At 35.1% G+C, this 19632-nt stretch carries 16 protein-coding genes; 5 read left to right on the top strand and 11 right to left on the bottom strand.

Annotated features, from left to right (window positions below; genetic code table 11):
- Positions 1-2193: a tetratricopeptide repeat-containing hybrid sensor histidine kinase/response regulator gene (locus IEV15_RS11000; RefSeq protein ID WP_188362580.1), complete on the top strand. Its 2193-nt coding sequence runs from the start codon at positions 1-3 to the stop codon at positions 2191-2193.
- Here IEV15_RS11000 and IEV15_RS10995 read toward each other — a convergent pair.
- Complete coding sequence (locus tag IEV15_RS10995) at positions 2190-3440, bottom strand: DEAD/DEAH box helicase (RefSeq protein ID WP_188362579.1); 1251 nt, start codon at positions 3438-3440, stop codon at positions 2190-2192. The genes IEV15_RS11000 and IEV15_RS10995 overlap by 4 nt on opposite strands.
- 30 nt (positions 3441-3470) lie before the next feature.
- Positions 3471-4514: a formimidoylglutamase gene (locus IEV15_RS10990; RefSeq protein ID WP_188362578.1), complete on the bottom strand. Its 1044-nt coding sequence runs from the start codon at positions 4512-4514 to the stop codon at positions 3471-3473.
- Between the two features lie 98 nt (positions 4515-4612).
- Here IEV15_RS10990 and IEV15_RS10985 point away from each other — a divergent pair, with 98 nt between their 5' ends.
- Positions 4613-5497 (top strand): DUF8428 domain-containing protein, encoded by an 885-nt coding sequence (locus IEV15_RS10985; RefSeq protein ID WP_188362577.1) that lies wholly within the window; start codon positions 4613-4615, stop codon positions 5495-5497.
- A 51-nt stretch (positions 5498-5548) separates the two neighbouring features.
- Here IEV15_RS10985 and hutI read toward each other — a convergent pair whose 3' ends face one another.
- The gene (gene hutI / locus IEV15_RS10980; RefSeq protein WP_188362576.1) at positions 5549-6790 is read right to left on the bottom strand and encodes an imidazolonepropionase; all 1242 of its coding nucleotides are present in this window, start codon (positions 6788-6790) and stop codon (positions 5549-5551) included.
- A 69-nt stretch (positions 6791-6859) separates the two neighbouring features.
- Here hutI and corA point away from each other — a divergent pair, with 69 nt between their 5' ends.
- Positions 6860-7936 (top strand): magnesium/cobalt transporter CorA, encoded by a 1077-nt coding sequence (gene corA, locus IEV15_RS10975; protein WP_188362575.1) that lies wholly within the window; start codon positions 6860-6862, stop codon positions 7934-7936.
- Here corA and IEV15_RS10970 read toward each other — a convergent pair.
- From IEV15_RS10970 to IEV15_RS10945, 6 genes are all read right to left on the bottom strand, one after another.
- Positions 7933-8865 carry a transglutaminase-like domain-containing protein gene (locus tag IEV15_RS10970; RefSeq protein WP_188362574.1) on the bottom strand — a complete coding sequence of 311 codons (933 nt, stop codon included), beginning with the start codon at positions 8863-8865 and terminating at the stop codon, positions 7933-7935. The two genes, corA and IEV15_RS10970, sit on opposite strands and share 4 nt — an antisense overlap.
- 21 nt (positions 8866-8886) lie before the next feature.
- Positions 8887-9738: a substrate-binding domain-containing protein gene (locus IEV15_RS10965; protein WP_188362573.1), complete on the bottom strand. Its 852-nt coding sequence runs from the start codon at positions 9736-9738 to the stop codon at positions 8887-8889.
- A gap of 49 nt (positions 9739-9787) precedes the next feature.
- A complete protein-coding gene (locus tag IEV15_RS10960; RefSeq protein ID WP_188362572.1) occupies positions 9788-10327 on the bottom strand; it encodes a GNAT family N-acetyltransferase in 540 nt (179 codons plus the stop codon).
- Between the two features lie 82 nt (positions 10328-10409).
- Positions 10410-11282: a nucleoside phosphorylase gene (locus IEV15_RS10955; protein ID WP_188362571.1), complete on the bottom strand. Its 873-nt coding sequence runs from the start codon at positions 11280-11282 to the stop codon at positions 10410-10412.
- Positions 11283-11366: 84 nt separating this feature from the next.
- Positions 11367-11702 carry a translation initiation factor gene (locus tag IEV15_RS10950; RefSeq protein ID WP_188362570.1) on the bottom strand — a complete coding sequence of 112 codons (336 nt, stop codon included), beginning with the start codon at positions 11700-11702 and terminating at the stop codon, positions 11367-11369.
- Between the two features lie 159 nt (positions 11703-11861).
- Positions 11862-12812: an isopenicillin N synthase family dioxygenase gene (locus tag IEV15_RS10945; RefSeq protein WP_188362569.1), complete on the bottom strand. Its 951-nt coding sequence runs from the start codon at positions 12810-12812 to the stop codon at positions 11862-11864.
- 187 nt (positions 12813-12999) lie between these two features.
- Between IEV15_RS10945 and IEV15_RS10940 the strand changes: the two genes are divergently transcribed.
- On the top strand, positions 13000-14976 hold the full coding sequence (locus IEV15_RS10940) for an alpha-ketoacid dehydrogenase subunit alpha/beta (RefSeq protein ID WP_188362568.1): 1977 nt from the start codon (positions 13000-13002) through the stop codon (positions 14974-14976).
- 255 nt (positions 14977-15231) lie between these two features.
- Positions 15232-16233: a hypothetical protein gene (locus tag IEV15_RS10935; RefSeq protein ID WP_188362567.1), complete on the top strand. Its 1002-nt coding sequence runs from the start codon at positions 15232-15234 to the stop codon at positions 16231-16233.
- A 111-nt stretch (positions 16234-16344) separates the two neighbouring features.
- On the opposite strand, the gene IEV15_RS10930 is transcribed toward IEV15_RS10935, so the two are convergent.
- Together IEV15_RS10930 and IEV15_RS10925 are read right to left on the bottom strand one after the other, a co-directional pair.
- Positions 16345-18489: an erythromycin esterase family protein gene (locus IEV15_RS10930; RefSeq protein ID WP_188362566.1), complete on the bottom strand. Its 2145-nt coding sequence runs from the start codon at positions 18487-18489 to the stop codon at positions 16345-16347.
- 71 nt (positions 18490-18560) lie between these two features.
- Positions 18561-19586 (bottom strand): helix-turn-helix transcriptional regulator, encoded by a 1026-nt coding sequence (locus tag IEV15_RS10925; RefSeq protein WP_188362565.1) that lies wholly within the window; start codon positions 19584-19586, stop codon positions 18561-18563.
- Positions 19587-19632 lie beyond the last annotated feature (46 nt).

Below are 19632 nucleotides of genomic sequence, written 5' to 3'. Positions count from 1 at the left end.
ATGTCCCCAAAAAAATCATTACTTTTTATTTTAGTACTAACTTCTTATGCTCTTTTTTCACAAGAAAGAAGTGTAACTAAAAAAGAAGTGCGTCAGTTGTTGCACTCATCTGATAGTTGTTTATACAAGTCAGATTATAAAAACTCTTTATCTTTTTCGAGCAAAGCACTCGACTTTGCCTTAGAAATGAAAGACGATGATTTAATTGGTCGATCCTACAACACAATTGCCGGTAATTATGAGGAAATTGTAGAAATTGACAAAGCCCTGGAATATTATAATAAGTCAGTTCATCATTTTCAAAAAGCAAAAAATGACACACTCAAAGCGGCAGTGTTTAACAACATTGGTAATATTTATTTTTTCAGAAAAAAGGACTATGAAAAAGCGATAGAATATTACAACAAATCCATTGAGATTTCAGAAGGAATTAACAATGTCTTTTCAATTGTATTATCAAAACTAAACTTAGCATCACTTTATTTTGATATGAATGATTACGATCAAGGTAGTATTCATTTAGATTATGTTGAACAAAATCGAGATCGTATCCGAATTGTAGATGTTCAAGGTTATTTATACATTTTATTAGGAAAAAAATTCCATCATTTAAAGCAATTCGATAAGGCAGATTTTAATTTTAATGAAGCTATAAGGATTGGAGAAAAAAACAATTCAAAAATCTATTTATCTGATGCCTATCATGACTATTCCAAGTTTTTATTTGCAATTGGCAACTATGAAAAAGCCTATATTTTTTTAGACAAACATCAAGTTTTAAAAAATGAAATTTTTGATTTAGAAAAAATCAAGAATGCCAAAATTATAGGAATGGATATTGCTTTAGACGAGTCAAAGCGACAATTAACGGTTGTAAATCAAGAAAAACTTCTTCAGGAAGATAATCTAAAAAAAACAAAGATTATCATAACGTTGATTCTAGTGTTTTTGATGTTGTTGCTGTTTTTACTTTATGTTTTTTATCGTAATAATATTTTCAGAAAAAAAGTAAATGATTATTTAGAAGTTAAAAATGAAGAATTAAAAATTGCAAAAGAAAAAGCAGAAGAAGCTTCTAAATTAAAAACGCAATTTATTTCAACTATCAGTCATGAATTGAGAACTCCGCTTTATGGAGTGGTTGGTATAACCAATATGTTGTCAGACGAACACAAAGAGTTGGCTGATAGTCCACATCTTAATTCACTGAAATTCTCTGCTCGCTATCTTCTGTCATTAGTAAATGATTTACTTCAAATCAATAAAATTGAGGAAAATAAAGTTGTTCTGGAAAATTTAACAATGAACATTCAAGATGAAATCAATATGGTTTCCAATTCGCTGTCGTTTATTGCAACAAGAAACAGCAATAAAATAATAACTCAAATCGATGAAGCAATTCCTGACTATTTGGTTGGCGATAAATTACGATTGTCTCAAATTTTTATGAACTTAGTTTCTAATGGCTTAAAGTTTACTCAAAATGGGGAAGTTCATATAAAAGCTTATTTAGAAAGAAGAGTTGATTCAATTTGTTTTATAAAATTTGAAGTTGAAGATACCGGAATTGGAATAGCTGAAAAAGATATATCTAAAATTTTTGATAAATTCGTTCAAATTGACAGAAAAGAAGATGACTATCAAGGAGCAGGATTAGGACTTTCTATCGTAAAAAAATTAGTCACACTTTTTAACAGTGAAATTTTTGTTGAAAGCCAAGAAGGTAAAGGAACAAAATTTACATTTACTATTGGTTTTAATGCAGATATGTCAAAAGTTAATGAAATAATCAATGATATTAAAGTAGATTTATCTATTGATTTGGTTTATAAAGTTTTAGTTGTTGAAGATAACAAAATTAATCAAATGGTAACCCGTAAAATCATGGAGAAAAACAACTTTAAAACCGTGATTGTTGATGATGGTTATGCCGCAATGGAAGCTTTATCAAAAGAACATTTTGATGTTGTGTTGATGGATATCAATATGCCACTCATCAATGGATTTGAAACAACAAGATTGATTAGAAAAAAAGGAATTACAATTCCTATAATTGCATTAACAGCTTTTGCAAAAGAAGAAGTTTCAGAAGAAGCAATTTCTGCCGGTATGAATGATGTGCTAATCAAACCATTCGAACCCTCAAAATTGATGTATATTATTGAAACTTTAGTTAAAAGAAATATCGCTTAATACCAACGTTTTTTGTTTTTTTTAGAAGCGGCTGATTTTCTTGAATTATCTGTTTTTTTTGTGTTTCTTCTGTCCGGTTTAGCTGTCTCGGTTACTTCTTTTACTTCAGTACTCCAAGGAAACGGATGATCTGTAATTATTTTTGCATTAATTCGAGTTAGTTTTTGAATGTCTTTCCAATACGGTTCTTCATCTTTTCCACAAAAAGAATAGGCAATACCTTCGTTACCGGCTCTTGCTGTTCTTCCAATTCGGTGGACATAAGTTTCAGGAATATTCGGCAAATCAAAGTTCAATACAAAAGGGAGTAGTTCAATATCAATTCCTCTTGCCGCAATATCTGTAGCAACTAAAACTGAAATTTCTTTAGCTTTAAATTGATCCAAAACCCGTTGACGGGCATTTTGTGATTTATCACCATGAATAGCCTCAGCACTAACGCCGTGTTTTTTCAAAAATTTCACAACATTATCAGCACCGTGTTTGGTTCTTGTAAAAACCAAAAGGTTGTTTAAGCTTTCATTTCTTATAATATGATATAAAAGTTTTCGTTTATCTTCTTTTTCAACAAAATACACTTTGTGTACTACTTTTTCTGCCGTTGAAGAAACGGGGTCTACAGAAACGTATTTTGCTTTGGTCAAAAAAGTATCTGCCAATTCTCTGATTGCCATTGGCATAGTAGCAGAAAACAAAAGTGTTTGTCGGTTGGTTGGCGTTAATTTGATGATTTTTTTAACATCATTAATGAATCCCATGTCTAACATTTGATCGGCTTCATCTAAAACTAAAAAATGCAAATGATCTAAATCAATAAATCCTTGTTTGTGCAAATCCAATAAACGACCTGGAGTAGCAATTAAAATGTCAATTCCTTTCTTTAATTGGTCAACTTGAGGCACTTGACTAACACCGCCAAAAATAGTTAATTGTCTAATGTTGGTGTATTTTCCATAGGTATCGATACTTTCTCCAATTTGAATAGCTAACTCTCGCGTTGGAGTTACAATTAAAGCTCTAACGAGTTTTCTTTTGCTTAAAGAACCAACAATTCTATGTAAATTATTTAAAATAGGAATAGCAAAAGCGGCAGTTTTTCCGGTTCCGGTTTGAGCACAACCAACTAAGTCTGTTCCTTCTAAAATTATAGGAATAGCTTGTTGTTGAATTGGAGTAGGGTTGGTATATCCTTCGTCAGCAATAGCATGCTGTACATTTTGAAGTAAATTTAAATCTGAAAATGACATATTTTGTAAATTGTCTGCAAAGATAGTTAATTAAAGTTCGGTTGCAGCTGTTTTTGCTTTGATAAAATCAGTTACTAAATAACCAATTAATTTCCCTAAAAGTTGCGGGTTTTTATCATCAAACAACTCCGGTGCTCCTTCGCAAATGTGTAAATAGGCCGCATTGGAATGTTTGCCAAAATGATGTACATAATGACGGGCTTTCTCAATTGAAAAGCCACTCAACGTCATAGCACTACTGGCAACACCGGGCAAAGAATCTAGATCAAGTTCTATTCCGAATGAATCATTCTTTATAAAATTCAAGGCTTGATTGAGTTCTTGCTCGAAATTTTTTTCACTTCTAATCGCAATTTCATCATAGGTATTAAAACGAACGCGATCTTCTAAATCTTTTAATTTTAGCAAAACATTTTTGGATGTATAACTTTCATGTAAACCAAAAATGAAATATTTCTTTAGAAAGCCTTCATCAAAAGCATAAGAAAATCCATTACCACTGTGTCTTCCTTCTAAAATTCTAAAATCAGAATGAGCATCAAAGTTGACTACATTTACGGGTTTTCCTTTGGCTAAAGCAGTACCTTTTATGTTGCCATAAGCGTTGTTGTGTCCACCACCAATAATTATGGGAATTTTATCGGCTTTAATGATAGTGAAAATAATATGTGAAACTTCTTTGTCAATTTTTTCAACTAAGGTAGAAAGCTTTTTGCGGTCGTCTGTATTGTTAAAGTTCAAATTTTCTGCAACTTTCAAATCTTCAGTAACATCAAGCGAACCTAAAATGATAATTTGACTTCCTTTACAAAATCGATTGTGTTGAATGTTTGCAATACTACTGATTGCGTTTTTCCAAGCATTGGAAGTTCCGGGTCTTCCGCTATTGGCTCTAACACCAATATCTTCAGGAATACCAAACAAAACAAATCTTGCTTTAGATTCAGTGATAAAATTGACAACATCCACATCTTTTGGGATGGTTATCATTTTTTCGCCAAACTTAATTTCACCACTTCTGTGATTTGTGATTTTTCCTAAATCAAGCAACGTAAAGGGGACTAAGTTTTCCATAAATTTATTTGAATCCAAAAATACAATTTTTACTCAAATTTCCGTTAATATGATTACTAATGTTAAAATTTACTATAACTTTGTTCAAATTCAACAAAATGGAAAACCAAAACAACAATTCAAAATTAAAAGCAATAATACTTGTATTATCTTTATTATTGCTTGCTAGTTTAGCTTATATGTTTAAGCTAAGTTCAGATAACAAGAAGTCTGAAACTGAAAATGTCAATTTAGTGACTGAAAAAGAAGCAGCACTAAACGATTTTGCTCAATTAAAAGCTACTTATGATGCTGCAATTGCTGAAAACACTTCAATGTCTGAAGAATTAATCGCAGAACGTGACAAGGTAGTTAAATTAATGGATGAATTAAAAGCCTCGAAAGGTGATGTTGCTTCTTTAAGAAAATTCAGAGATCAATATCGTTCACTCGAATCAAAAATGAATGAATTGGTTAGAGAAAATGATGCATTGAAAAAAATGAATCAAGATTTAACCACTCAAATTGACAGTACAACAACTATTTTAGTAGAAGCCAAAGAATACAACCAAGTGTTAGTTGGTCAAAACGAAGAATTATCGAAAACAGTTGAAGTTGCTTCTAAACTTTCAATATTAAACTTAAAAACAGGAGCTTACAAAGTTAGAAGTTCAGGTAAAGAGGTAGAAACTGAAAGAGCAGGTAGAGCTGATATTCTAAAAATTAGCTTTACAATTGCCGAAAATAAAGTGGCTAAATCAGGAGATAAACAATATTATGTTCAAGTGATTGATAGCAAAAGCAATGTTTTAGGTGAAAAGAAAACGGTTGAGTTTGGTGAGAAATCACTAACATACAGTTTTATTTCTACCGTTTCCTATAAAAATGATACGGTTAGTGTGACTGAAAATTTACCTGGTGAAAGCTTTGAAAAAGGAACGTACTTCGTAAACATTTTTGACAAAGGAGAATTAGTTGGAAAAACCAGTTTCACTTTGAAATAAGATTTTGAAATACTAAGAAAAAGGAGCAACGAAAGTTGCTCCTTTTTTTGTTTAATAATTAATACTATTTCCTTCAATGATAACGCTTTCAATCAAATTTGACCCAAACTCATAAGGCAATTGATAAAAAGAGTGAATTGGTTTTGTGATGATTACATTCGCTTTTTTTCCGACGGTAATACTTCCGTGAGTATTTGAAATTCCCATAGCATATGCTCCATTTATTGTTGCGGCATTAATCGCTTCTTCCGGAGTCATTTTCATTTTGATACAAGCTGTGGCTACAACAAAATTCATGTTTCCTGATGGTGTAGTCCCCGGGTTATAATCGGTTGCTAAAGCAAGTGGTAATCCTGCGGCTATCATTTTACGAGCCGGAGTATACGGAATGCTGATAAAAAAACTGCAAGACGGTAAAGCCACCGGCATGGTGATAGAATTTTTTAATGCTTCAATATCTTCATCAGTCACAATTTCTAAATGATCTACCGATAATGCCTCGTGTTTCACACAAGCTTTTATTCCATCAATTGCTGTGAATTGATTAACGTGAATTTTTGCAATTAAACCGAATTTTTTTCCGGCTTCCATGATTCGTTCGGTTTCTTCAACAGAAAAATAACCGGTTTCTAAAAATGCATCAATGTAATCGGCTAAATTTTCATCAGCAATTTTCGGCAACATTTCATTGATAATTAAATCAATATAACCGGAATGATTGTCTTTATATTCTTTAGGAAACGCATGAGCTCCTAAAAAAGTTGCTTTTATTTTGATGGGATAATTTTCAGCCAAACGTTTGATTACGCGAAGCATTTTTAGTTCGCCATCCACTGTTAAACCATAGCCTGATTTAATTTCGATAGCTCCGGTTCCCAGTTTCATGACTTCTTCTAATCTAACTTTTGATTGTTCATAAATTTCATCTTCACTGGTTTCATTGAGTTTTTGAGCCGAATTTAAAATTCCGCCACCTCTGTTTGCAATTTCTTCATAACTCAAACCATTGATTCGATCTACAAATTCCTGAACTCTGTTTCCTGCATAAACCAAATGCGTGTGACTGTCGCACCACGTTGGTAAAACTACTTTATCAGTAGCGTCTATTATATTAGGATTAGAGAGAGTAGGACAAACGCTCATCAAACCAAAATCGACAATTAAATCATTTTCAATTAATAAGAAAGCATTTTTCAATAGAGGTAAATTCGCCATTTCGCTACCTGAAATTTTCTGAATTCCGATTTCTCTAATTTGAATAAGTTCTTTAATATTGATGATGAGTGTCTGCATGAGTAAAAATATTTTCTGTAAAAATAGAATGAAAAAATTAAATCACTTAAATTTATAAAAAATAAAACCGTGAAGCGATTAAAATATAAAAAAGGTAGAAAAGTTCAACCCAATTATTTTGAATATACCGGACATCACAGAGATCATCCGGTAGAAATGCAATTGTATGTTTACAATTCAGAATCTTATACAGAAACAACAGATTTAAATTTAAATCAAATTCAAATTAATGAATTGCTTAGTTCTGATGATGTTAAATGGTTAAACATTCACGGTTTGCATGATATTGATTTAATTAAAAAAGTAGTTGATATTCTTCAAATTGAAAATCATATTGCTGCTGATATTCTGAATGTTTCTAAACGAACCCGAATGGAGGAACTGGATGATGTTTTATTTTTTAGTATCAAATCAATTTTGCCGGAAAACAATGAACCAAGTGTACATGTTGAACAAATTAGTTTTATATTAAAAGGTAATTTGTTAGTTTCTTTTCAAGAAAAAAGAGGAGATTTTTTTACACACATTCGTGAACGAATTAAAACCAATTCCGGGATTGTTTGTAAAAAGAAAAATGATTTTTTGTTGTATTTGATGCTTGATGCAGTGATGGAAAACTTTTACATCACCATTGAAAAATATGAAGAATTAATTGAACAATTACAAATTGAAGCTAAAGTCAATGAAAATCAAGATGTTTTGGTTAGAATTGAAAAGTGTAGTGAAGATCTGAATTTTCTTAAACGAGCATTAGTTCCTTTAAAAGATTCGCTTTATAACCTTAAATCTATTCAAGATGATGATGATTTCAATGGAATTGAAAAATCAAATTTTACTTTTTTTGCACGACTACATCAAAAGAGTTTAGAACTTTTGGAACAGATTGATTATGATATGAATTCTTTAGAAAGTGCTTCCAGTTTTTATTTTTCGGCACAAAGTCATCGCATGAATGAAATCATGAAAACCTTGACTATTGTTTCTGTTGTTTTTATTCCACTTACATTTATTGTTGGAGTTTACGGAATGAACTTTGAAAATATACCGGAACTGGCGTATAAAAATGGTTACTTTGTTACCTTAGGTGTAATGTTTGTTTTGGTTTTAGGAATGATTTATTACTTCAAAAGGAAAAAATGGTTTTAATTCAACGTCAACGCTCCTAAAATTTCTTCCGACATAAACGGTCCGCCGGGATAACGAGCGGTATAATCCAGATTCAACCAAATCTGTCCTCTTTCGTCAATATGGTAGTGAATTTCTTTGTTTTTACTTTCTGTCACAAAAAGCACTTCTTTGATTAAATAAACGGCAGCTTCCAAATCACTTTTTTTACCCACAAGCATTTCCGGATAAATATGACCACCAGTGTGAATGAGACGTGGAGTGCCGCCAACGGCTCTGATGCAAGCGGCCATTAAGATGGCGTGATCATCACAATCGCCGGAAAAATGGATTAAACTTTCTGTGGCATGAGCGATGTATTCTTGTCCTTTTGGGTCGTTTACATAATTCCAACGGTTTCGTATTTCTTTGAAAACGGCAAAACATTGAATCATTCTCCTATGTTCATTTTGGCCTTTAACATCTTTAAAATGAAGGGTTGTGGCTTGTAAAGCAAAGTTTCTTACTTTAGGATTGTCATATTCAATTGCTTTTAGAATTTGTGATTTGTTGGGAAACGGCAACAATTTTGAAATCATGATATCCTGTGGATTCGGATCTTCTGCCATGGAATAAATCATGTAGCCATAATCTTGAAAAACAGATTCAAAGCTGTAGTTGCTAAAAAAAGTTCCATAAATTAAAACTATCAAATATACAGCAATTCCTAAAATCAGTATGGTTCGTATCAGTCGTAGTAACAATTGAATAACGACCAAAATAATAACCGCTAAAAGAATCCGATCTAAATCCAACCACCAATTGAAGTCAATTATATTTTGATGGGCAATAATAAAAATTGGAATGGCAATCAATACATTCAAAACAAAAATAATCACATCATCCCAAGGTTTTTTGACCTTAAGTTTTGCTTTTATTTCCTTAAAATTAATTGTTTCGAATAGTTTCATTGTGTTAAAAACGGCAAAAAGCTAAAAGCCGTGCACGATTTCAACAAAAGTACTTTTTTTATCGATAAGGCTAAGGTCAAATAGCTGATTTTGAATTTTGTTTAACGTTTCATGGCTAATAGTTGTCTGTGACCAATGTGTTTGAGACAGCCAAGCATCAATATCTTCTGTTTTTTGATTGAACCTTTCGGACAACGTTCGGTTGATACTCGGAATGTCTTTAAACTCTTCTGTTGTGGTATTAATTATTTCTAAAATCAATTCGATGGTATGTGGGTGTTTTTCCAAAATTTCATTGCGAACCGCAATCACAAAACACGGCCATGGAGTAGGGCAGTCGGCAATTCTACGGAAAGTTCCATTATCAACTAATGGCTTTGTCATAAACTTTTCCCACATAAAATAATCAGCTTTCCCACCAGATAAAGCATCCACTGCTCCATCAATCGTGTTGACAATTTCAAACTGCAAATCATCAGTTTTCCACCCTTGATTTTGAGCATTTACAATTGCCATTAAATGCGAACCTGACCCCATTCTGCTAATGGCAACTTTCGTGTTTTCTAAATCCGATAGACTTTGATAGTTGGATTTAGCATCAACGTGAATTCCCCAAATTAAAGGACTTTCTACATAAACCTGCACAATTTTGGACGGATTTCCGGCATTGATGTCTTTTACAATTCCTTCGGTTAAAATCACGGCAATATCCGTTTCTCCATCTCTTAACATTTGACACATTTTTCCGGTTCCTTCGGGAACATCTGTCCATTGTAAATCGATTCCCGCTTCTTCAAATTCTCCGTTTTCAATGCACAAATGCCAAGGTAAATTGAAATGTTCGGGAACGCCTGCTATTTTTATTTTTTTCATTTGATTAGTATTAAGATGAGCGTATTAAGTATTAAGATATTTAACAGACTTAAAGACCAGACAACAGATTTTCCATCATCCACCATTTCCAAAACACGCCCTCCTTATCCGGATAATCTTCCATAAAATTAAACCCAACTTTTTGTAAAACGTGATTGGATGCTCCGTTTTCACCATGGGTGTAAGCGTGCATTTTTTCAATATTCATTTGATTAAAACCATAGTCTAACCAAGCAATGGAGGCTTCTGTAGCATACCCTTTGTTCCAAAATTTCTCATTTAAACGATAACCGTAATCATAGAAATTCTTGTTACCGTTTTCTTCGTGGTCGTTTACGAATTTAATTCCTGTCCAACCAATGAATTCGCCGGTTTCTTTTAGAATTGTAGCAAAACGACCAATTTTGTTTTCTCGATATTGCTGTTGAACGTATTCAATAGTCTTAATCGTTTCGCTAATATCCTGATTAGGTTTTTGCCAAAGGTATTTGTGAACATTCGGATTACTATCCATCGCAAAAAAAACTTCAGCATCGCTTAATTCAAGCGGTCGAAGGAGGAGGCGTTTGGTTTCGAGGGTTAGATTCATATTACTTTTTTGAACACAGATTTAAGAAATTGAAATAATTTTAAAAATTTCTCTAATTTTTTAAATCCGTGTTCTTAATTTATTACTCATTTTGTGCTAATTTATCCAACGCATATTCAATCAACGCATCAACCGCTTTGTATGGATCTTCACTAAACCTTCCATTTGCTCGGTTAGCAATAATCGCATTCAACGATAAACATTCATGTCCTAGCAGTTTTCCTAAACCATAAATAGCTCCGGTTTCCATTTCTAAGTTGGTCATTTGAATGCCGTTGTAATTGAAAGAATCCATTTTAGTATTTAAGTCGGCATCTTGTATACCTAAACGTAAAACGCGTCCTTGTGGACCATAAAATCCGCCTGCCGTTCCGGTGAAACCTTTGTGAATTTGGTTGCTTTCAAATTTTTTGATTAAAACATCACTTCCTTTAATTACATACGGACGACCTTTTCGTAAATCCCAGTTCGTTTGATTGATAAACGCATCTTCAATGTCTTTTTCGGAAACAGCATCAATTAAATAGGAGCGAAGCATGTTGTCTAATCCCAAACCATACGAACTCATCACAAAACTATCCACAGGAATATCGGCTTGTAACGAACCGGAAGTTCCAATTCGAACAATGTTTAACGAAGTTAGATTTTCTTTTATGGTTCTAGTTTTTAAATCGATATTCACTAACGCATCGAGTTCGTTCATTACAATATCGATATTATCCGGACCAATTCCGGTGGACATCACTGACATTCGTTTGCCTTTATACATTCCGGTTTGTGTTTTGAATTCTCTCTTTTGTGTAGAAAATTCAATAGAATCGAAATGTTTGGTGATTTTTTCTACCCGATTTTGATCACCCACAAAAATAATGTCGTGAGCAATGTGTTCCGGTAGTAAATTTAAGTGATAAACACTGCCGTCGGGGTTGAGTATTAATTCGGATGATGGTATCATTTTTTTTTGGTGCTAAGGTGCTGAGGAACTAAGGTTCTAAGGTGAATTCAAAATAGCTTGTAAACTGTGAATTGAAACAAAAAATCATCCTCCTACACGTTTGGTTTTAAATCCTTTTTCTTGGAGAAATTTCATTATTTTATCACGGTAATCACCTTGAATGATGATTTCACCGTCTTTGAAACTTCCGCCAACGGCAAATTTACTCTTTATTTCTTTGGCTAAGATTTTAAAGTCTTCATCGGCTCCTTCATAGCCTGAAATAATTGTGGTGGGTTTGCCTTTTCGTTTTTCGTATTTACAAATCATCGGTTCTTTTTGAACGAATAATTCGTGGGGTGTTTCCTCAACTTGTTCCGGTTCGTTGGAAGGTTGATGGTCGGGGAAGAGTTTTTTGAGTTGTTCGTTTAGGTCGTTCATTCTACAGGTTCTAAGTTACTAAGTTACTGAGGTACTGAGGTTTTTGATTGTCTTCTATTAGACCTTAGTGCCTTAGCTCCTAAGTACCTCAGAACCTTCATAAATTAAAAAAGACATCAAGCCAAAACTCAATGTCTTTCCTATATGAGTTAATAAAATTTACTTCTTAATCAATCCCAAATCAACCAAACGTTCGTGCAAGAACTCTCCTGCTGAAATGTCTTCGTATAATTTTGGATTGTTTTCATCAATGCAATCTTCCAGCACATCCAAACGCATATCGCTTACGGGGTGCATAAAGAAAGGAATTGAAAAACGGGAAGTGCCCCATAATTCTCTCGGTGGATTCACTACTTGATGGATGGTTGATTTTAATTTGTTATTGGTATGACGCGACAACATATCACCCACATTAATCATTAATTCGTCCGGTTCAGCCATGGCATCAATCCAATCACCGTTGTGGTTTTGCACTTGTAAACCTTTTCCTTGAGCTCCCATTAATAAGGTAATCAGGTTGATGTCACCATGAGCTGCAGCTCGCACCGCGTCTTTTGGTTCGTCGGTAATGGGTGGGTAATGAATGGGTCGTAAAATACTGTTACCGTCTTTGATGTAGTTGTCAAAATAAAATTCATCTAAACCTAAATACAAAGCCAAAGCTCTCAACACATAAACTCCTGTTTTTTCAAGCATTTGGTAGGCTTCTTTCCCTACTTCATTAAACTTAGGTAATTCTGTCACTTCTACATTATCCGGATATTCTCCGGCATATTTTGAATCTTTACTTACGTATTGACCAAAGTGCCAAAACTCTTTTAAATCACCTGCTGAACGTCCTTTGGCGTGTTCTTTACCAAAAGAAACATAACCTCTTTGGCCACCAATTCCGGGAATTTCATACTTGGATTTTGTTTCTACAGGAAGCGAGAAGAAATTACGCACTTCGCTGTACAATTCGTCTACCAAACGGTCATCTAAAAAGTGACCTTTCAGGGCAACAAACCCTATATCTGAATAAGCTTTTCCGATTTCATTTACAAATTTTTGTTTGCGTATCGGGTCATCCGATAGGAAATCACGCAAGTCAACACTAGGAATTTTTTGCATACTAAATTATTATTTGTTAATAACTCAAAGTGAGTTGAATGCTTGTAAATACAAATGTATACAAATATTTCAAACTGCAAAATTGAAAGTTATTAACAGTCACGAAAACGTTTTATAAAAAAGTATCACACAACGGTTGGAATTTGTTATTTTTTGTACTTTTGAAGCGTTTTAAAACACCCAAACTATGATTTTCGATAGAAAAAATCTTTCCGACACGACTCTTCTTGATTTATATACTCGTCTACTGAAACCCCGTTTAATTGAAGAAAAAATGCTCATCTTACTTCGTCAGGGTAAGATTTCCAAGTGGTTTTCAGGAATTGGTCAAGAAGCCATATCGGTGGGAATTACTTCAGCATTGGAAAAAGATGAATACATTTTACCGATGCATCGTAATTTAGGTGTTTTCACTACAAGAGACATTCCGCTGCAACGTCTTTTTGCTCAATGGCAGGGAAAGAAAAGCGGTTTTACCAAAGGTCGTGACCGTTCATTTCACTTTGGAACGCAAGACTATAAAATCGTCGGAATGATCTCGCACTTGGGTCCGCAATTGGGAGTGGCAGACGGTATTGCCTTAGCTAATAAACTCCAAAAAAACGGTAAAGTTACTGCGGTTTTCACCGGAGAAGGAGCCACCAGCGAAGGTGATTTTCACGAAGCATTAAACATTGCCGCTGTTTGGGATTTGCCTGTTTTGTTTGTCATTGAGAATAATGGGTATGGACTTTCAACCCCTACGAACGAACAATACCGCTGTGCAAATTTGGCAGATAAAGGCATTGGTTACGGCATGGAAAGTCATATCATTGACGGTAATAATATTTTGGATGTGTTCACCAAAGTAGCTGATTTGAAGGCTTCATTGCGTGAAAATCCGAGACCGGTTTTGTTAGAGTTTTTAACGTTTAGAATGCGTGGTCACGAAGAGGCGAGTGGTACCAAATATGTGCCTCAAGAGTTGATGGAGGAGTGGGCACAAAAAGATCCTATAGAAAATTACCGAGGCTATTTGAAAGAGGTTGGCTTGCTGACTAATGAGCAAGATGAAGCTATTAGGACGTCATTCAAACAAGAAATGGACGAACATATTCGTTTGGTTTTTGACGAACCGGATTTTACAGCTGATTTAAGTGAAGAGTTAAATGATGTTTACAAACCATATGACTTTGAAGCGTTTACACATTCATCAGTGACAGAAAATATTCGTGTGATTGATGCCATTACACAAAGCTTAAAACAATCCATGGAACGTCATCCAAACTTAGTGATTATGGGTCAGGATATTGCAGAATACGGAGGAGCCTTTAAAGTGACCGATGGTTTTGTAAACCTTTTTGGAAAAGAGCGTGTTCGCAATACGCCTATCTGCGAAAGTGCCGTTGTTTCTGCGGGAATGGGATTATCGATTAACGGACATAAAGCCATTGTGGAGATGCAATTTGCCGATTTCGTTTCTACGGGGTTTAATCCAATTGTGAATTTATTAGCTAAGCAACATTACCGTTGGAATGAAAAAGCCGATGTGGTGGTTCGAATGCCTTGTGGTGGTGGTACGCAAGCCGGACCGTTTCACTCGCAAACCAATGAAGCTTGGTTTACTAAAACCCCGGGATTGAAAGTAGTCTATCCTGCGTTTCCGTATGACGTGAAAGGTTTATTGAATACAGCAATTAACGACCCGAATCCGGTGCTGTTTTTTGAGCACAAGCAATTGTACCGAAGTATTTATCAAGACGTTCCGACTGATTATTATACCATTCCGTTTGGAAAAGCGGCTTTATTGAAAGAAGGTACACAAGTCACCATCATTTCCTTTGGTGCCGGTGTTCATTGGGCTTTGGAAACGTTAGCCAAGCATCCTGAAATTAGTGCGGATGTATTGGATTTACGAACCTTACAACCTTTAGATACCGAAGCTATTTATACTTCAGTAAAGAAAACCAACAAATGCATTATTTTGCAAGAAGACACGCTTTTTGGCGGCATTGCCAGCGATATTTCTGCCATGATAATGGAAAACTGTTTTGAATATTTAGACGGTCCGGTGCGAAGAGTGGGTAGTTTAGAATCACCAATACCCTTTGTTAAAGCATTGGAAGATCAATATTTGGGCAAAGGTAGGTTTGAGAAAGAGTTGTTGGAGTTGCTGGCTTATTAGCAGAAAAGCTTCGTTTTAATAGCTTAATTAGGTTGATTCTTCATTTATTTTAGTAACGGATTCCTTTCTTAGGGGGTACCACAAGGTGGGCTTTACTATGGCTTTACTATGGCTTTGCTATGGCTTTGATACGTTTTACTACAAGACACCTCTTTTTTTAACGGTAAAATAAATCGGTGGGCACTTTGAAATTTTTATTAATTTTGGAAAAAGCAAACGAATAAGTAACCAAATAACTAAGCAACAACTAAGAAAATGGCTATTGTACAATCTTACAAAGGCAAATTACCCAAGCGAATTGGGGATGATTATGTTGTTTATAAATCTATTGATGGAATTATTGTTCGTGAGAAGACAGGTTTTACTTCTGAGGGTGTTTTGCATGATCCGAAGTATGAAAACTGTCGAAAAAATTACAGTGAGTTTGGTTTGGTATCAAAATCATGTAAAGGCATACGCGTTGCTTTGCAGTCCCTTTTGCCGAAGGATGATAATTTAGCGGTAGTTAACAATTTCAATAAGCACATGCGTTCGGTGTTGAATTATGATACGATACATGCTCGTGGGGGCAGGTTGTTGCAAACTGCTTTGGAGCAGGAGGAAGGCAAGCAACATTTTATCGGTTATTGTTTTATTCCCGGTTCGCCTTTTCGTGTGCGTGCTACTGTAACGCAAAACGCTTTGCAATTGGATGCCTTGCATGCACCAAACGAATTGTCGTGTTTTGGTTTTCGGGTGCATGTGTTGGATTATGATTGGGAGGAGTTGACTGGAACATTGCATTCCGGTGCGTGGCATCTAGAGCCGAGTTTACCCTTTCCTTTGTCTTTGCCATTACCTAGTGTAAAAAGCACAAAGGGTAGTTTGATTTACCTTTTGGAGGTTCAGGCTTTTGAGGAGCGTGATGGGGATTTTGTGGTTGTTAAAGGATCGGGGTTGGTTGTTGTTGGGGTTGCTGCTCCAGTTGCTTTTTCTGCAAATTTAGAGGTTGCTTTTTCGAGACTGTTTTTCAAGCGAGTGCGAAGTCGTACGGGATTTAGGACTTTGAGGGCTCCGGAAGGAAGGGGAGATCCTTTGCAAAGGAGATATAGGACAGGTCGCGACCTGTCCGTACAACATCTGTCCTTATGCGGGTTGTCCGTGCATGAGTTGTACACTAGGCCTGGTCCCAAGATATCTGATTGCGTGGAAAAATGTGACAATGATTACGGTGCAAACTGTACGTGTATCGTCTTAAGGTTTGTCTATTTAACTTGATTTTGTAACTAGATTTACATCTTATTTTAGTCCTATTATTGGTTACAAGAGTAGCATTTTTTACCTCACTAATTCATCCGTAAATTTTCTGTTCAAATAGCCTTTATACCTCTATTCCGGCAGTCGAAACAACGACCAAAAATCAGCGTCATAACGCACCTTTTCAAACAAATGCTGTTCTGCTTTGTTTGTTATTTTTTTTGCATCAAAAGTAAAATCGGACCAATAACTTGTGACCTTTGTTTCAAAAGGGATCGAAACATCTGTTTGTGATTTTAATTGCCCTTTTACCGTATTAATGGCATGAGCTAAATAATAGTTGCCGTTAATTTTCTTAAAATCCGTCAATGTTGCTTCATTGGTGTAGACTTTCTTCAAATAGTGGGTATATTCTCCGGTCAACGGATAACCTTCCTGAAGGGATTCAGGAAATTCTGTTACTTCCCAGTTTTCATAAAGTCGCACTACAGCAAAGTCACTTTTGTTAACGTATAAATAGCCGGAATAGTTGCTTAAGAATACACGTTTTGTATAGGTGGAATGATTTCTGGTTGAGGAAAAATGAATAACATAGACTTCTTCACCGTTCCAACTTATTACTTCGTCTAGTACCAAATCAAACTTTTTAAATTTGTTGTTTTTTAATAAAGGGGTATACTGAATCGGACTGTTGTACATCAATCCGTGGTATTCCCGCAAGCTTTTGGGAACGAAAACCGATTGGTAATTCCATCGGATTTCTTTCAATGCTTTTGTGCTTCGGTTGCTATGACTTACGTAACCCAAATCGTATTGATTGGCAATGCATTCAAAGTCTAAAACAACTGTATCCTTGATTGTGGTCACTATATGCGAATATAATTTCGACTGAAAAGGGCTATCGGGATAATTGGTCTTTTGTCGCTCAATCGCTTTTTTAAAAATTTGATAAGGCGTTCGACTCCCATACACAATCACTTCCTTTAAGCTGGTGGGCACTATTGGTTTGGATGCCTCCACTTCTTGTTTTGTTAATTCGGTACTTGGTGGTAATTTTTCATTACCATCATTACCAAACGTAGTTGGGATGGCTTGGTTGAAAAACAAATACCCGTCATGCAATTCGCTGAGCTTGGCCTCAACAAAAGTAATAGGACTAAACAACCGATTGAACTGTACTTTTGCCATTTCGGGTTGGTTAGACGATACAAACAGATGAGCCGTTTTTTTACTCTTTAAAAACGATTCAAACGAGTTCGGTTGGATTGGCGTTTGATTCCATTTGTTTTGTAAAAAAATAGCCTCTTCCGCAGTAACCGCAGCCAAACTGTACATTTTATTTTTCAGTACTTTCTTCATGTACGATCCCATCGGAATAAAATCTTTTAGCACAGGCGTTTTTATGGACGACATACTATTGGCAAAATGTTGGTTTGCTCCCCAACAGATGATTTTTTCGTTGGGATGTCTTTTGATATAGGCTAACAGATTTTCGGCCATTTGTGCGTCACGTACATTATCAGCAGCAGTAGTAGTAAATGAAGATAAAATTAAATCCCTTTCCATCGTATCTTTTCCTAAGACAATCAATCCTTTCACAATTTGTTTCCAATAGGCATTATCTTCATTAGGTTTTAATTTGGATAGTTGTGTGAGTAATTGTGTCAAACTTTCATTATACTGCAAAAACGAAATATCACCTTCATCAAATAGTCCGGATTGCGTCATCGATTCCAGCAACAAACTAAAATCATCTTGTTTCAATTTTAGTTTAAGTTGGTGAGCATTACAATAAGCATATAAGTCACGAGCAAGGTTTTCGCTACCGTAGGTTCCCGTAATCTGATTGTCAAAACCAATAATTTTGATATGCTTGTTGTTTTCCAAAAGTGTCAGACAACTTTCAAATTCTTTTGCTTTTCCCCAAACACCAAAGAGTGCTTCTTGTAGCGATGCTTTTACAGGCTCGCCTTGGTCTATTTTTTTCTGAGCATGCCAAACATCATAAATACCCGATTCAAAAGCTAGGGTAGTGTAGCCCATTTCTGCAATTAAATAAGCCGCCAACTTGGTTTTCATTTCAAAAACATTCCCGTCAAAATGTGTAATTTCTCCCAGCATCACTACTTGTACCTCTTTTAATTCTTCTTTCAAAAAAGAAAACTCCGTAGCATCCGGCTGTTCCGATAAAGCAATGGTTTTTGGATTGAAATCTTGTGCGGTTCCTCTAGCAGTAAAAAGAAGCAACGCCATAAGTACAGGTTGTAGGAATCGCATAGTTTGGTTTAGCTAGTTGGTAGGATTGTATGTGGTTGATAACGTGGATTGGTTAGGTTTCGTGTGTATTATCATTTACCTATTTCTTTTTTATATCGCTGCACCGCTCTCTCATGTATGGCAATCAATCGATTTCGCAAGCGTTCCGGTTTTAGGACTTCGAGCCCGTCGCCGAAACCTAGGAGTAGGCGGTCCATTTCGTAGTTTTCAATTAGAAAGAGGTTGATGATGATGCTACCGTCCTCATTTTGTTGGAGGATTCGTTGCGATTGGTGAAGTGGTTTTGTAATTACATAGGGTGCATTAATTTGGTCGATCCAAAGTTGGATTACGCGAGGTTGCAGTCCTTCATTTACTGTCACACCAATTACGTTTTTATAGTATTTATCAGCTTCAAAATGATAGTCTAAAAAGGGCATTTGAAAATCGTAATCAATTTTGATAATTCGGTCCAGTGCCAGATTAGAAACGGGGTTATTGGCTCTTTTTTTGCCCACTACAAACCAACGGTTGTTGAATTCTTTCAATATAAACGGATGGAAATGAAATTGGTTTTCATCTCTTGATTTGAATGATTTATAGGTGATTACTAACACTATTTTTTTAATAATCGCTTGGTAGATTTCATCTAAAAAATGCAAACCCTTCAAACTTTCGTTTTTATCTAAATGGATGACGGGTTGTGTATGTGATTTTTCTGCATATATTTTGTCTTCCAATCGCTGAACGATATCCGAAACATCATTAAAAAGTGAAAAATCTTTGAATTGTTTCAACATCGAGACGGTTTCAGTCAACACATTAATATCCGTTTCGGTTAAAGGTATATCCGTAATTGTAAATCCTTCTTCCGCATACTGGTAATACTTTTTATCATAGACTTCAATTGGTGCGTTATACCCCAATTTTTCACTTCGCATTATCTGAATATCCATTTGAATCGTGCGTTTGCTCACCGGATTTTCTTTGCCTTCGTACTCATACAAGGCATCACTACAGGCGTTTATTAAATCGTCTAAGGTCCATTGGCGATAGGTGTTTTGCAAACATTTATCGATGGTTTTGTAGCGGATGAGGGCGTTTTTGTTTTGGGACATGGGAGGAGGTTGTCTGTTGTCTGTTTTCTGTTGTCTGTTTTCGGTT

Origin of the sequence: Flavobacterium orientale, from assembly GCF_014638005.1 — a bacterium.
Classification (GTDB): domain Bacteria; phylum Bacteroidota; class Bacteroidia; order Flavobacteriales; family Flavobacteriaceae; genus Flavobacterium; species Flavobacterium orientale.
This window is presented reverse-complemented; position numbering and strand designations above follow the sequence as displayed.

Excerpts from the sequence above, each read along its gene's own strand:
- IEV15_RS11000 (WP_188362580.1), top strand. The coding sequence starts at position 1 with ATGTCCCCAAAAAAATCATTACTTTTTATTTTAGTACTAACTTCTTAT.
- IEV15_RS10995 (WP_188362579.1), bottom strand. The coding sequence starts at position 3,440 with ATGTCATTTTCAGATTTAAATTTACTTCAAAATGTACAGCATGCTATT.
- IEV15_RS10990 (WP_188362578.1), bottom strand. The coding sequence starts at position 4,514 with ATGGAAAACTTAGTCCCCTTTACGTTGCTTGATTTAGGAAAAATCACA.
- IEV15_RS10985 (WP_188362577.1), top strand. The coding sequence starts at position 4,613 with ATGGAAAACCAAAACAACAATTCAAAATTAAAAGCAATAATACTTGTA.
- hutI (WP_188362576.1), bottom strand. The coding sequence starts at position 6,790 with ATGCAGACACTCATCATCAATATTAAAGAACTTATTCAAATTAGAGAA.
- IEV15_RS10970 (WP_188362574.1), bottom strand. The coding sequence starts at position 8,865 with ATGAAACTATTCGAAACAATTAATTTTAAGGAAATAAAAGCAAAACTT.
- IEV15_RS10965 (WP_188362573.1), bottom strand. The coding sequence starts at position 9,738 with ATGAAAAAAATAAAAATAGCAGGCGTTCCCGAACATTTCAATTTACCT.
- IEV15_RS10960 (WP_188362572.1), bottom strand. The coding sequence starts at position 10,327 with ATGAATCTAACCCTCGAAACCAAACGCCTCCTCCTTCGACCGCTTGAA.
- IEV15_RS10955 (WP_188362571.1), bottom strand. The coding sequence starts at position 11,282 with ATGATACCATCATCCGAATTAATACTCAACCCCGACGGCAGTGTTTAT.
- IEV15_RS10950 (WP_188362570.1), bottom strand. The coding sequence starts at position 11,702 with ATGAACGACCTAAACGAACAACTCAAAAAACTCTTCCCCGACCATCAA.
- IEV15_RS10945 (WP_188362569.1), bottom strand. The coding sequence starts at position 12,812 with ATGCAAAAAATTCCTAGTGTTGACTTGCGTGATTTCCTATCGGATGAC.
- IEV15_RS10940 (WP_188362568.1), top strand. The coding sequence starts at position 13,000 with ATGATTTTCGATAGAAAAAATCTTTCCGACACGACTCTTCTTGATTTA.
- IEV15_RS10935 (WP_188362567.1), top strand. The coding sequence starts at position 15,232 with ATGGCTATTGTACAATCTTACAAAGGCAAATTACCCAAGCGAATTGGG.
- IEV15_RS10930 (WP_188362566.1), bottom strand. The coding sequence starts at position 18,489 with ATGCGATTCCTACAACCTGTACTTATGGCGTTGCTTCTTTTTACTGCT.
- IEV15_RS10925 (WP_188362565.1), bottom strand. The coding sequence starts at position 19,586 with ATGTCCCAAAACAAAAACGCCCTCATCCGCTACAAAACCATCGATAAA.